Origin of the sequence: Desmonostoc muscorum LEGE 12446 (assembly GCF_015207005.2) — a bacterium.
GTDB lineage: Bacteria > Cyanobacteriota > Cyanobacteriia > Cyanobacteriales > Nostocaceae > Nostoc > Nostoc muscorum.
Genome location: NZ_JADEXS020000001.1, coordinates 1,136,528 through 1,150,522, shown reverse-complemented (window position 1 = coordinate 1,150,522; position 13,995 = coordinate 1,136,528). Strand labels below are relative to the sequence as shown.

The following is a 13,995-nucleotide window of genomic DNA, read 5'->3' as shown; positions in this document are numbered from 1 at the left end:
AGACGCTCCGCCTCTGGTCAATGTCCAACGCCATAGGAACTCACTCAAAACCCTACACTGCGCCGACGAAAGTCAGTGTAGGATTCTCTGACCTACAGAACAATGTCTTCACCTCGCTCAGTGAAGCGAACTTCTTTAATATTCCATGCAGCATTACTTGTTAGAGTTTTGCGGACACTACCAAACAAAGCAAACTGCTCACAACTAGAAAGAGAAGCTATTTGCCGCTTAGAATCAGGAGATAACCGCAAATCAACTGTAGCAATGCCATTTTTGACGTTAACACGATACCCAGACAAGCTAAAGTCACTTGTATCTCGTTTTTCTATAATTTTACCCACTGCATTTGTTACTGGTTCATCAGCTGGTACTGAAACATTTTCTGGAATTAGTTCTTGACACTGGACATCACTAGTGTAAATTGTAACATTTGCAGTTTTGCTAATGGTATTTTTAGAAGTTGATGAGGAAGGCGTATTTTCTCCAGTAGATGCTTGATTTGGAGATTTTTCTCTCAACTGAGCAACGCTAGGAATTTGGCTGGAATTCGGAGACGATGAGCTTTTCGTGGGTGTTGTAAGAGGTTCTGGGGATAATGTACTGTTTGGTGTTGTCGTAGGCGATGGCGTTTTGTTGTCAATATTATTGCTGGCGGGATTAGAATTACAGCTGCTCAGACCAAGAACAATTGTTACAGCAATCAAAGGTAAAAGATATCTCTTAGTTGTCTTCATAATCTTGCTCAAAAGTTACATCACTGCTATCAACTTCAATATTGCTGGTATCAATTCCGCATAAATTAGTGAATTTTGAGCCAGTCTCTAAAGTGTCAACCTGGTATCTGTTAAGCCCCAATCATTTCCTAAGGGACGACGTTAATCGCCCGAACAAGATCCCCGACTTCTTGAAGAAGTCGGGGATCTTGTTCGGGCGATTTGAACGATATCAAATACCATTGCTACATAACAGTATAAAAACCAAAAGCACATCTTCCTCAAGGATAAATTTGGTAATATCTAAATGAGGTTACGTAAAATCCAAGAAGCTTAGACCGATGGATATTATTCTCAGGAATGATGCCAATTAAGTATATTTCGGTAATTATTATAGTAAAATAAACCAAAATTTAATGTTTTAAAGGCAAAACAATGAATAGAGGCTCTCAACAGAAAACATTAAGAAGGCAAAACACAATTCTTGCTGCAAAACATTTTTTAGCAGAAATGGGTAAAGACGCTAGCTCAGAAGAATTGAGATTTATCGCTGATAATGTAACTGAGATTGCACTCTTTTGGCATTTGATTGGAAATCCAGAAGAAATTTCTTCGCTGGACTTGCAAGCATAGTCGAAGCATTAGATTGAAAATGGGGAGTGGGGAGTGGGGAGTAGGGAGTAGGGGGTGAAGAGATTTTCATGCTCCTGAACTCTACTGTGTTATCGAACTAAGCTTAATATTTGAGGAAAGCCGAGCTACCATTTCTGCACGAGACGAAACATCAAGTTTGCGGAATATCCGTTTCAAAGCTTGCTTAACAGAATTTTCTGTAATCCAGAGGTTTCTACCAATTTCAGCATTTGTTAGTCCTTGTGCTACTAGTTCAGCAATTTGAATTTCACGTTTTGTTAAAGGGTTAGTATTAAGAGAATTGAAGAGTGTTGATTGCAATTGTAATGTTGCACGCCAAGTTGAAATATGAAGACACAAGGCACTCAAATCAGCTAATTCTTGTGCATTAAAGGCAGGAGTATTTTGAGTACGAGTCAAGCCAATGGCACCAAGTAGACGACCATTACCAACAACTGGCCCAACCATTACATGATAATGGTCAAAACGTGGGCAAATAATCTGCCATTCTCCAGGCGGTAACAATAATTCTTCGTGAACTACAGTGTGACGCTCAACTAAGTAACGCAACACTGGATTATGTTTCAAGGAAAATGCCGATCGCAGCACACGAGGTATGTTTTTCTCAAATTGCCAAAGCTGATCGAAGAAAAATATCCCCGAACGTTCAGCAGCAAAATACTCACTAAATTTACTGATGACTTGCGATCGCAGTTCTTGTTCATCACGAGCATGAGCGATCGCATCAAATAAAGATTGTAAAGAATTTACCATAATCTTAGCTGCAAAATGTACTCGTTCGAGGACTAGGCGTGGTGAGAATACAGACATTATTCTACCTGCATAACAATTGGCAGAATAAACATGTCCCAATACACGCACAACAATATACTTGTTGATACTCAGTGGCTCTTTGAACACCTAAATCACCCTAATATCCGTTTGATTCAAGCAGATATGAATCCACAGACTTATAACGCTGGTCATATTCCCGGCGCTGTCTTTTGGAATATTACTACTGACCTTCTACTACCTGATTACCGCATTAATTTTGACCCAGCTGTATGGCAAAAACTCTTGGAAAATTCTGGGATTACAAATAATACCACTGTTGTTACTTATGGTGATTTTGCTGCAACAAGTGCATGGTTATTTTGGCTTTTTAAAGTCTTCGGTCACGGTGACGTGCGCGTTTTCAACGGTGGTTATCAAAAATGGATGTCTGAAGGTCGTCCAGTAACAATAGACTCACAAATTATTACACCAACCGAATATCAACTGCAAACTCCTGATCCAAACTTGCGAGCCTTTTTTCAGGATGTACAGGAATCTATTGGGAAATTAGATAGCGTCTTAGTCGATGTTCGCACACCTCAAGAATACAGCGGCGAATGGTTTTTCATGCAGCCACCTCAAAAAACGGAACGCGCAGGGCATATTCCTGGTGCAGTGTCTGTGTATTACGAGTTAGCTCTCAATGAAGATGGAACTTTTAAATCAGTGCAAGAATTGCAGACACTTTACACTAGCAAAAATATCACTTCTGATAAACAAGTAATTACTTATTGTGCTGTTGGTGGCCGTTCAGCGCATACTTGGTTCGTCTTGAAATATTTACTTGGTTACTCAAAAGTCCGAAACTACGATGGGTCATGGAATGAATGGAGTCGGATTCCAAATATACCGATTGAATAGGTTTTAACATAATTTGTAATTCGTAATTAATTCTTACTTAAATTTATCAAAAATACAACACACTCACTTGTAGTATGAGAATTACGAATTACAAAACTTGTAATTACGAATTATCTGGAAATTTTTTCTTTAGTCATTAACGTTGTTTGCTAGAGATTCTTGGGAAATATAAAAAATGAAATCAACTTAATATCCCTAGCTGGCAACTAACAAGACTATGCTTTGTAATCTGATTTCTCTAGATAAAAATACCTATGAATCGCTGCAACAAGAATTAATAGAACTGCGTCAGGTAGTTGCCAGTTTACAAGGTGCTAAGTCTTCAAATTCGCCCAAAAGCCAGCAGCAGATGGGTTTATTTATTGAATATGTCCCTGCTGCGATCGCCATCTTCGATGGACAAATGCGCTACCTACTGACGAGTCGCCGTTGGCGGGAAGATTACGGACTGAGCGATCGAGACATCATCGGTCGCTCTCATTGTGAAATATTTCCAGATATTTCCCCATATTTGCAGGAAATTCATCAACGTTGCTTGGCGGGAAGCATTGAGAAATCCGAACAAAATATCTTCCCTTTTGGAGAGGGGACAATCGATTGGGTGAAATGGGAAATAAATCCTTGGTACGAAGATTCTGGTGAAATTGGTGGTATCATCATCTTCTCTGAAGTCATTACCGCCCATAAACAGCTAGAAGAAACTGCGATATGCGATCGCCAACGAGCCGTAGCTCAACTAGAAGAAAAAGAGCAATTCTTACGCAGTATTTATGAAGGTGTTACTCAGCCAATATTCGTGATTGACATTCTAGATAACTGTGAATTACGTTATGCTGGCTGGAATTTGGCAACAGAAAAAATAACAGGAATTAGCAACGCAGAGGTAATTGGTAAAACTCCAGAATATGTACACGGTACTGTTGAAGGTCTAGAAGTACGTCAGCGATTCAAAATCTGCATAGAAACTGGTATTGGCATAAAGTATGAAGAATGCCTGACTTTCCACGGTCAAGAAAATTGGTGGCTAACTACAATTAATCCTTTAAAAAATAGCGAAGGTCAAATTTATCGACTGGTGGGAACAGCGTTAAATATTACAGAGCGCAAACAAGCTGAAGAAGCACTCGAAGCCAGTCAGCACTTCATTAAACGCATTGCAGACTCTTCTCCTAATATTCTCTACATCTTCGATTTACAAGAACAGCGTAATGTTTACGCCAATCAAGAAATTGGCAAACTTCTTGGCTACTCTAATGAACAAATTCAACAAATGGGAACACAAGTTCTGCCTAAAATCACTCATCCAGATGATTGGGAAAAAGTAGTAAATCACTTGCAAAATTTTATTACAGCTAAGGATGGTGAGATTTATGAGTTTGAATTTCGGGTGAGACAACCAAATGGTGAATGGTGCTGGCTATACACTAGAGAAACAGTGTTTAGCCGTGGCGCAGATGGAAAAATAAACCAAATTCTTGGTGTTTCAACTGATATCACCGACCGCAAACAAGCCGAAATGCAATTACAACTCCAAGCCCAAAACTTGGAAAACACCCTGCGCGAACTGCAACGCACCCAAAGCCAACTTATCCAAAGTGAGAAAATGTCTTCACTTGGGAATATGGTTGCAGGTGTTGCCCATGAAATTAATAATCCGGTCAATTTTATTCACGGTAATCTGATTCCAGCCAGTGAATACACCCAAGACTTGTTGCATCTGCTAGAACTTTATCAACAACATTTCCCCTATCCTCCAGAAGAAATTCAAGCAGAAATCACAGCTATTGACCTTGATTTTCTCAAAGAAGACCTTGTAAAACTCTTCCAGTCTATGACCGTAGGAACTCAGAGGATTCGTGAAATCGTTCTCTCGCTACGGAACTTTTCCCGCCTTGATGAAGCTGAATTCAAAGATGTAGACATCCATCAAGGTATCGATAGTACTTTGATGATTCTGCATAACCGCTTGAAAGGTAAACCCAATCATCCAGAAATTTCTGTAATTAAAGAGTATGGTAAACTTCCTCTAATTGAATGCTATCCAGGTCAATTAAATCAGGTGTTTATGAATCTTCTAGCTAATGCTATTGATGCATTGGAAGATTCATTTGTAGGAGAACAAGGACAAATTCGCATTTGCACCGAAGTTTGTAATAGTCAATGGGTAATAATCCGAATTTCAGATAATGGTATAGGGATTCCGCAAGAAATACTGCCCAAACTTTTTGACCCTTTCTTTACTACTAAAGATGTCGGCAAAGGTACAGGACTGGGGCTATCCATCAGTTACCAAATTGTGGTAGACAAACATCGTGGAAGTTTGTCCTGTAACTCAATACCTGGACAAGGATCAGAATTCGTGATTAAAATTCCCATTAATCAGTCGTAAAATAGGAGTCAGAATGGGCTACGCCCCGCTGCAATAACAGAATTCAGAATAAGTAGAGCAACGCAAATAAAGCTAACAAAACCCTGATTCCCTATTCCCTACTCCCTACTCCCCACTCCCCACTCCCCACTGCCCACCTATGTAAATTAGTTCCAAAATCAAACCGGATTGCTATATTTAATTTAACTCTAGAGGCGAGGAAGTAATGTTACTTGAACTCAACCAACTAATTGTACCTGTTGGTCATCAGTTGTTGATTAAAGGTATATCCTGGTCAGGATACAAAAATATTTTGGCAGAATTGGGTGAAAATCGCAATTCTCGGATATCTTACAGTCAAGGAGTGCTGGAAATAATGGCTCCATTACCAGAGCATGAGGTAGGTAAAGTTATTATTGGAGACTTATTAAAAGTTATCCTAGAAGAACTTGATATTGAATTTTGGAGTTTGGGATCTACAACTTTTGGCCAAGAAAAAATGGATGCTGGGGTAGAACCGGATGATTGCTTCTACATCGAAAATGAAGCAGCTGTTAGAGGTAAGGATAGAATTGATTTAACAGTTGATCCGCCCCCAGATTTAGCAATCGAAATTGATATTACCTCCCGCACTCGTTTCAATAATTATCAACTATTAGGAGTCCCGGAATTGTGGCGCTGGAATGGCAATAAATTAGAAATCAATGTTTTGATAAATGGAAAATATATAGAATCTAATAATAGTCGTATTTTTCCTAATTTACCTATTACTCAAGTGATTCCTGAATATTTAAAGCGGTGTAAAACTGATGGGAGAAATGCAACTATGAAAGTATTTCGTGCTTGGGTGAAAAAGCAAATATGATTTGCTCATGCACTCCCTTAGCACGGTTATAATATCGGCTGGCTTGTTCTTAACCTGAGTACTCCAGAGTTTTTTTTGGACTGGCTGAAGTGGTTATATAGCCTTTCCCCACAAGCGTGAGGTAGACCTGTAAGGTCACGGCAGTGCTGTGCCCCCACACCTTGCGATATGATGTTGTACCGCATCTAAATGGGAACCGCTATAAATGCTTTACCAACCAGTCAATATTAGCCGTATTGGCTTGGTTTTAAATGCTAACTTTTTTCTAGAAGACAAATGACTAAAAGACGACAATTTTTAAAAGGAGTAGCAGCACTTTCTAGCTTGTCTTTAACCGGTTGCGGTTGGAGGCTAGCCCAAGTACGTGCTAATTCTAGTACTTCCGGTCGAAGTGACCAACTTTATATCTATACTTGGACACAATATACTGACAAACAATTACTAAAAAATTTTAGCACTCAAACTGGCATGAGAGTGCTGGCGGATGTGTATGATTCTAACGATGTAATGCTTGCTAAGTTGCAAGCTGGAGGTGGTAGCGCTTACAGCATTATCTACCCATCTGATTATATGGTACAGAAAATGGTAGACAAAGGTTTATTAACAGAAATAAATCACGATCGCCTAATCGGTCTAGAAAATTTATTTCCCCGCTTTTCTAATCCTATTTATGACCCCAATAACCGTTACAGTATCCCTTTTAATTGGGGCACAACAGGTTTTATTTATAATTCTGAAAAAATCAAAGAACCACCAGAAGATTGGGATTATCTTTGGCAAAACCAAGACAAGCTTAATAAGCGGATGACTTTGCTTAATGATGTGCGAGAGGTGATGGGTGCAGTATTGCGGATGTTAGGTTATTCTTATAATTCCAAAAACGAATTAGAAATCAAGCAAGCTTATGATAAATTGAAGGTGCTGAAACCTGCGATCGCTGCTTTTGATACAGATGCTTGGCAAAATCAAATTCTCGGAGGAGATTTACTCTTGGCAATGTGTTATTCAGCAGATGCGGTGAAAATATCTAAAGAAAATCCCAAACTCAAATATGTGATTCCCCGCAGTGGTTCTTCATTATGGACAGACACTATTGTAATTCCTAAAACAGCCCCCAATCTACCAGGAGCCTACGCTTGGATTAATATGATTTTGCAACCAGAGGTAGCAGCCAAAATTAGTGAACGCCTAAATATTTCTACGCCTAATAGCGCTGGGTTCGAGCAATTACCAAAAATAATACAAAACAATTCTAATTTGTTTCCCCCAGAGTCACTTTTAGCAAATTGTGAACGCATCAGACCTGTAGGAGAATTTGAAGATGTTTACGATCGCTACTGGACTCAATTAACCAGCAGCTGATTCAATTTTGGATTTTAGATTTTGGATTTTAGATTGTTTACTTAATTCAAAGTTCATTTGGGATTTGAATTCAGATTTTATATTTATCACTAAATTCCAAATCTAAAATTACCAGAATTATGATTAATTCAATTTTGAATTTGAGATGTTTGACTCAATCCAAAATCCAAAATCCAAAATCTAAAATTCCGAGAGTTAGGAGTTAGAAATGATTAATATTGAAAAAAATGATATTTCTGAAATAGAAGAATTGCATCGTCTGCGAAGAAATTGGCTGCAACCTTTAGTATTACTTGCACCGTCAGGAATTTGGTTATTACTTTTGTTGGTGCTACCAAGTTTGATAATTTTCGAGTTAAGTTTGGTTGCAGATATTCGACCAGGAGATATCGTTAATCCTAATGGATTCAAAAACTACATACGGATATTCGACCCCCTTTACTTGCAAGTAATCTTGCGATCGCTATTTTTCGCTTTTGGCACAACAATCATTTGTTTAATTTTAGGTTTCCCTGTGGCCTATTGGATTGCTGTGGCTGCACCGAAGCGTTGGCGAAATTTGCTACTATTAGGCTTTGTTTTGCCTTTGTGGACTTCTTCTTTACTACGTTCTTATGCTTGGATTACAATTCTTCGTCCTAGTGGTTTATTAAATAGTTTGCTAAGCTATTTCGGCTTGCCTACTTTGGAATTACTTAATAGAAGTCCGGCTGTATTGATTGGCATGAGTTACAGTTTATTACCCTATATGGTTTTAATTTTATATGCCTCTCTGGAAAAGCTAGATCGGCGTTTGTTAGAAGCAGCAGCAGATTTAGGTGCAAATCCCGTGGAAGCTTTTTTTAAAGTAACTATACCCCAAATTTTTCCCGGAATTACTGCTGGTTCCATGCTTGTATTTATCACAGGCTTAGGGGATTTTATCGACCCAGAATTACTTGGTGGTGCTTCTAGTATGACAGCGGCGCGATTAGTTTACAACCAATTTCTGGGAGCTACTCAAAATTGGGGATTTGGTTCAGCTTTGAGTATGACGTTAATTTTAATGGTGAGTATTGCGATCGCTCTTTTAATTAAGTTTGGTGAAACTACACCCAAACGCTAAATTCAGCGGATTTTAGATTTTAAATTTTGGAAAATGGAATTGAAAATTCAAAATCTAAAGTTTTAAAATTTCTCAAACCCCGAATTCATTCGGAAAACAAATCAAAAATCAAAAACTCTCGATCAAAAAAAGAGCATTCATGTATTGAATCAATCTAAAATCCAAAATCCAAAATTGAGTCACCAATCACCTATAATAGGGGCATCGAACGCCAGCGAGACAAAGGTTATGCTTTCACCCGATCTCAAAAATGCGTTACCAACTACTGATGAACTCCCCTGTTCAGACGATACACCAGTGGATAACGAAGACTAAAACTTTTTGCCCAACATTTTACTTTTTTTACTCAATTCCATTTGGGCAAATCGCATGGATTGGTACTTCGGAGTAGATATGGGAGTCTATCACACTACAGGAGTACATTTTAGAGTTCCTGTAGTCCCAGATGCTTTTTTGAGCCTGGGGGTAGAACGCAAAAAAGGTGGTAAATCTCGCAAAAGCTACGCAGTTTGGGAAGAAAATGGGATAGTTCCAATATTCACATTAGAAATGGTATCCCACACCCCAGGAGGTGAATACGATGAAAAGGTAGAGATATACAAAAAACTCGGTGTATTGTACTACGTAATTTATAACCCTGAATTTTGGCGACGTGACCAACATCAACCGTTTGAAGTGTATAAATTAATAGATGAAAACTACCAATTACAAATAGGTGAACCTTATTTCATGCCAGAAATTGGGTTAGGTATTGGGCGACATCAAGCCGTAATTGGCGGGATACAACAGGAGTTTTTATGTTGGTATGATGAGCGAGGAAATCGCTATTTGACAGACGCAGAGCAGGTACAACAGGAGCGAATCAGGGCTGAACAAGAACAGCAAAAGGCTGAAAAGTTAGCCCAGTATTTACGTTCTCTAGGTGTAGATCCAAATAATCTACCTGGTAATTAAGGCGATCGCGTCCCAAGACTTGATACACTAAGTAATGCTTCTCTCCCCAATGTAGTATCACTTAAACTCCCACTGATAAGTTATTGATAGCACCCAATTAAAATAGCATTAATTTTAATGAGGTGCCACCGTGAGCAAATGCTTAAAATTTTCTGTACTACTGTTAACTAAATCCTTAATTTTCGAGAGAAATTCATGCTCTAAATAAGGCTTAGTTAAATAGCCCTTTGCACCCAATTCTTGGGCTAACTGGCGATGCTTTTCAGCGCTGCGAGAAGTAAGAATCACCACAGGTATTTTTGCCAAATTTGGATGTTGACGTAAATTAGTCAACAACTCAAAACCATTCATTCTTGGCATCTCTAAATCCGAGATTACAACTTGAATTTCTGGATGTAACTGTAACTTTTCTAGAGCTTCTACACCATTTTGAGCTTGTATTACTTGATAGCCAGATTTTTGCAGAGTCAGAGAAATAGTTTGGCGCAGACTAATGGCATCATCGACTACTAAAATAACTTTTGGTATTTGATTATTTGACTCTAGATCATAGCTAGATTGGGTTTCTACAGTATCCGTGGAAGTCGATGGAGTCAGTAACGGTGTAGAAGATAAAGTTTGTGTTGATGATATCGGCAAAGATTTTTGATTTGACGAAGAAGTTGTTGGTAGTGCGATAATATCAAGTGTTTTTTGTGGAATCTCCCTTGACTCTAATAGCAATGAAGCATCAATCACTAAAATGAGGTCACCACTAGGTAAGCTACTACAACCATAAATATATTTTGGCGGTGCAATCGCATTTCCTAAAGGTCTGATTACTAGTTCTTGTTCACCAATTATTTGGTCAACTTCTAACGCAAACATTCCTTGATTTCGCCGTAGTAAAAGCACTGGGTTTTTATTAATATTTGCACCGTGAGTATTTGATGTGTTGTATGGAGTAGCACTATTAAATAATGAACCATGATAATAAATCAACTCTGAAAGTTGACGCAGGCTGACGATAGTTTCATTCTGCTCTACATTCCAATGCAAAACTTTTTTCCCTTCAATTTCTTTAATCTGCTCATCAGAAGGAATCAATATTTTTTCGATGCTGTTCAAAAGCAAGGCATAAATAACACCTTTAGCCTGAACTAGCATTAGTTTTTCAGTAGTCATAGAAAAAGGAATTTTGAGTATGAATGTTGTTCCTTGGTTGGGTAGAGATTCAACTGAAACTGAACCATTGAGTGCGTTCATTTGAGTACGCACAATATCCAACCCCATACCGCGCCCAGAGATTTCACTGACTTTATTTGCAGTGGAAAATCCCGGCGAAAATATCAAATCTAAAAGTTCTGATTCCATTAGATTAGCAGCATAGCTTCTGGCTTTTTCTTCACTTTGAATGTGATAAAGTTCAACAGCTTTTCTGCGAATGCTTTCTAAATTCAATCCCTGTCCATCGTCTCGAATCTCGATAACAGTTTGGCTACCTTGATGATAGGCACAGATTTCGATTAAACCTCGTTCTGGTTTACCAAACTCTCGGCGAATGTGTGGAGGTTCAATACCGTGGTCAAAAGCATTACGTACTAAGTGTAACAGAGGATCGTAGAGTTTTTCGGCGATCGCTTTATCAACTAGTACTTCTGTTCCACAAAGTTTCAATTCTACAAGTTTGGCATAAACATTCCCCAACTTATTTACCATATGGGGAAAGCGATTCAGGATATTGCCCAAAGGCAACATTCGTGCTTCTACTAAATTATCTATAATATTCAGAGTTAAATTCTCTTTATTACCACTTATTTGAGCAGCTTGAGTCACAAGCAAGTCAAGAGACTCTGTGGTTTCTTGTAGTTGGAGTGTCTCTTCTATTGCTTCATGTAACGTCATCTGAAATTCTGTATATACATCCATTTCCAGAGAGTCAAACTTCACTGCAAAACTTGGCGTTTGTTGTGAAGCAAAATTTTGCATTTGTAATGGTAAATCACGTAATTCATTTAAAATTGTTTGTTGTTTAGCGAGTCGCTGCATTAATCGCTCAATTATTTCTTGGACTTGTTCATCTTGCAAAGTCCGCCGTTTTTGGTAAATCAGCAATTCTCCTGCTAAATAATTCAGGTTTTGTAATTTATCTGTATCTACTCGAATAAAAGAAGGTTGACGAGAATTTTTATTTTGAAAATGCTGTGATTTATCTTCTATTTGCTGGTTAATTGGTTGAGGTGAATCAGGAATACTTTCAACAACTGTTTCCAGAACATCCATCTCTTCTAAAGAATTCCCAGTCTCGCTAGTCACAACTTCATTAATCAAGTTTTGGTCAGATTCTTCTCCCCATATTACTTCTAGAAGATCATCGCTGGTTTCAGAAGATTTAGATATTTCTTTAAGAACTAGCAGCGTTTGTAACTTGGGACTATCAAGCCAATTTTTTTCTTTGCTAGTTACAGGGGGATAGTTTTTATATTTTTTTGCTAATTTATAAATCTTGTTTTGCAAGATTTTAATTATGGAGAGGTAGTTGTCAGATTTTTCAATGTAATATTGAAATTTGGCAACTGCAAACAAAATGATTAAAATGATTCCATTACGATAAATACAAAGGCTTTGGCTATCTTCTTCTTGGACAAAAGCCAGAAATTTTGTCAGCCAATTTTCAATATAATTCAGCAGATTTGTTCTGGGTAATGTGGGAACGAGTAAACTCAAATTGAGTTCTGATTCTGGTATTTGCATCTGGTGATTAAACCAGCCAAAAATGTAGCGAATTACTTTTAAATAAAACTTGGCAGTTGTTGGTTTAACAGATTCATTTTTATTATTTTCTGATGTAGTTAAAAATTGATAAAATTCTTGTTCATTGAGGATAAACGACTCAGAAGACGAATTATTTTCTAATTCTCCAGATACTTGATTATTGGGTAATGTTGTGAGTTGTTGTAAGCTTGGAGAAGCCTGTCCACCAGAAGTGCGATCGCCTGCTAGTACCAATTTTTGTGCTTGTTGTAAATCTGCAAGGGCAATTTCTGCGATTTGCTGCACTTGGGTGGGGTTTGCTTGCAGCGCTGAGAGAATTGTTTGGGAAATTTCACCCAATCCAGGTAAATTTAGAGATTCTGCCAAGCCGAGAAATACTTCAGCTTGAGATTGTAACAATTCAATAAATTCGGCATTATTTGGCGGATTATTAATAGTTTCAGCAATACTGTTTAGACGTTGTTGCACTCCCACTTCAAAAACAGACTGTACAATATCAAATCCTAATTCCTCAGAAGTGGGAATATGAGTCTCAGCACCAAATGCATCACCCAGTTTTTCTTGCAGTTGGGCAAACACGGAACTTGCTCGTTGCAGTAGTTCTTCGTCATTAACAGTACTTCCAATTAGCTCGGTATTTAATGCTATGCTCAGACACTCATAAGCTTGGATTAAAAGTGTTTGCAATTCAGCATCAATTACTAAATTTGGGTTATATAGAGCCTTAAATACATCTTCTAAAAAATGGGCTATCATCTTAATTAGTTCTAGCCCAACATTAGCAGCGCCACCTTTAAGCGTGTGCGTAGCCCGCATTAAACTATGAATTTTTGCAATGCTATAACCTTCAGATAAGGTAAATAGTTCTTGCTCAATAATCTGTACTAATTCTGGGGCTTCTGCCAGAAAATATATGTATCCTTGTTCACGAATTGAAGTGTCGGTAATCATAAGTTAGAAGTTAGAAGTTAGAAGTTAGGAGTTAGGAGTTAGGAGTTAGGAGTTGGGAGTTAGGGGTTGGGAGTTGGGAGTTAGGGGTTAGGGGTTGAGAGTTAGGGGTTGAGCGTTAGGGGTTGGGAGTTGGGAGTTGGGAGTTGGGAGTTGGGAGTTAGGGGTTGGGAGTTACTCCATTAATTGAGTCTTCAGTTGTTTTGACTATTGAACTCAAAATCCGAATGATTTCGTCTGCATACATTAGTTCATTCGTTAAATCAATATTTACTAGTTTGGACTGTTGCAGTAGACGTAACCAGTATTTGGTTTCCCTAGCTTCTTTGTATGCAATATACATTTTTGCTAAAAAATCCTTTCTACTCTGACCACCGCTAGCCTCTTCAACATTTGCGCCAATACTTGTTGCACTTCGTAGTAACTGTTTAGAAAGCACATATTCTCGCTGATCTTGCAGTTGAATATATAGGTCAATAATTTTCAAAGCAAATTGAAAACTTTTCTGCTGAATAATACTTTCTGCCAATTTCCCTCCTCTTTTTTTACTCACAATTAAAAATGAAACATGGACAAAACATTCCAAAAGATCGGTATG

General features: G+C 38.1%; 11 protein-coding genes. 7 read left to right on the top strand and 4 right to left on the bottom strand.

What is annotated here, in order from left to right; translation table 11 throughout:
• Positions 1-92: 92 nt before the first annotated feature.
• The gene (locus IQ276_RS04895) at positions 93-734 is read right to left on the bottom strand and encodes a sporulation/spore germination protein (protein ID WP_228043248.1); all 642 of its coding nucleotides are present in this window, start codon (positions 732-734) and stop codon (positions 93-95) included.
• Between the two features lie 414 nt (positions 735-1,148).
• Between IQ276_RS04895 and IQ276_RS04890 the strand changes: the two genes are divergently transcribed.
• On the top strand, positions 1,149-1,346 hold the full coding sequence (locus tag IQ276_RS04890) for a hypothetical protein (protein WP_073643380.1): 198 nt from the start codon (positions 1,149-1,151) through the stop codon (positions 1,344-1,346).
• 81 nt (positions 1,347-1,427) lie between these two features.
• Here IQ276_RS04890 and IQ276_RS04885 read toward each other — a convergent pair whose 3' ends face one another.
• Positions 1,428-2,120 carry a LuxR C-terminal-related transcriptional regulator gene (locus IQ276_RS04885; RefSeq protein WP_193923679.1) on the bottom strand — a complete coding sequence of 231 codons (693 nt, stop codon included), beginning with the start codon at positions 2,118-2,120 and terminating at the stop codon, positions 1,428-1,430.
• Positions 2,121-2,210: 90 nt separating this feature from the next.
• Between IQ276_RS04885 and IQ276_RS04880 the strand changes: the two genes are divergently transcribed.
• The 6 genes from IQ276_RS04880 to IQ276_RS04855 all read left to right on the top strand — a co-directional run bounded on the left by IQ276_RS04880 (position 2,211) and on the right by IQ276_RS04855 (position 9,695).
• Positions 2,211-3,041 (top strand): sulfurtransferase, encoded by an 831-nt coding sequence (locus IQ276_RS04880; RefSeq protein ID WP_193923674.1) that lies wholly within the window; start codon positions 2,211-2,213, stop codon positions 3,039-3,041.
• Between the two features lie 217 nt (positions 3,042-3,258).
• Positions 3,259-5,430, top strand: a complete 2,172-nt coding sequence (locus IQ276_RS04875) for a PAS domain S-box protein (protein WP_193923676.1) — start codon at positions 3,259-3,261, stop codon at positions 5,428-5,430.
• A 205-nt stretch (positions 5,431-5,635) separates the two neighbouring features.
• On the top strand, positions 5,636-6,274 hold the full coding sequence (locus tag IQ276_RS04870) for a Uma2 family endonuclease (RefSeq protein WP_193920170.1): 639 nt from the start codon (positions 5,636-5,638) through the stop codon (positions 6,272-6,274).
• A 276-nt stretch (positions 6,275-6,550) separates the two neighbouring features.
• Entirely contained in the window at positions 6,551-7,636 is a 1,086-nt protein-coding gene (locus tag IQ276_RS04865; protein WP_193920168.1) for an ABC transporter substrate-binding protein, read from the top strand.
• Positions 7,637-7,844: 208 nt separating this feature from the next.
• Entirely contained in the window at positions 7,845-8,741 is an 897-nt protein-coding gene (locus tag IQ276_RS04860; protein ID WP_193920166.1) for an ABC transporter permease, read from the top strand.
• Positions 8,742-9,062: 321 nt separating this feature from the next.
• Entirely contained in the window at positions 9,063-9,695 is a 633-nt protein-coding gene (locus IQ276_RS04855; protein WP_373690466.1) for a Uma2 family endonuclease, read from the top strand.
• A gap of 114 nt (positions 9,696-9,809) precedes the next feature.
• Here IQ276_RS04855 and IQ276_RS04850 read toward each other — a convergent pair whose 3' ends face one another.
• Together IQ276_RS04850 and IQ276_RS04845 are read right to left on the bottom strand one after the other, a co-directional pair.
• Positions 9,810-13,400, bottom strand: coding sequence for a hybrid sensor histidine kinase/response regulator (locus tag IQ276_RS04850; protein WP_193920164.1), 3,591 nt, complete (start codon positions 13,398-13,400; stop codon positions 9,810-9,812).
• Positions 13,401-13,557: 157 nt separating this feature from the next.
• Positions 13,558-13,926, bottom strand: coding sequence for a four helix bundle protein (locus IQ276_RS04845; RefSeq protein WP_190876207.1), 369 nt, complete (start codon positions 13,924-13,926; stop codon positions 13,558-13,560).
• Between the last annotated feature and the right edge of the window lie 69 nt (positions 13,927-13,995).

Bases quoted from the DNA above. Each gene is read 5' to 3' on its own strand.
- IQ276_RS04895 (WP_228043248.1), bottom strand. From the start codon at position 734: ATGAAGACAACTAAGAGATATCTTTTACCTTTGATTGCTGTAACAATT.
- IQ276_RS04890 (WP_073643380.1), top strand. From the start codon at position 1,149: ATGAATAGAGGCTCTCAACAGAAAACATTAAGAAGGCAAAACACAATT.
- IQ276_RS04885 (WP_193923679.1), bottom strand. From the start codon at position 2,120: ATGGTAAATTCTTTACAATCTTTATTTGATGCGATCGCTCATGCTCGT.
- IQ276_RS04880 (WP_193923674.1), top strand. From the start codon at position 2,211: ATGTCCCAATACACGCACAACAATATACTTGTTGATACTCAGTGGCTC.
- IQ276_RS04875 (WP_193923676.1), top strand. From the start codon at position 3,259: ATGCTTTGTAATCTGATTTCTCTAGATAAAAATACCTATGAATCGCTG.
- IQ276_RS04870 (WP_193920170.1), top strand. From the start codon at position 5,636: ATGTTACTTGAACTCAACCAACTAATTGTACCTGTTGGTCATCAGTTG.
- IQ276_RS04865 (WP_193920168.1), top strand. From the start codon at position 6,551: ATGACTAAAAGACGACAATTTTTAAAAGGAGTAGCAGCACTTTCTAGC.
- IQ276_RS04860 (WP_193920166.1), top strand. From the start codon at position 7,845: ATGATTAATATTGAAAAAAATGATATTTCTGAAATAGAAGAATTGCAT.
- IQ276_RS04850 (WP_193920164.1), bottom strand. From the start codon at position 13,400: ATGATTACCGACACTTCAATTCGTGAACAAGGATACATATATTTTCTG.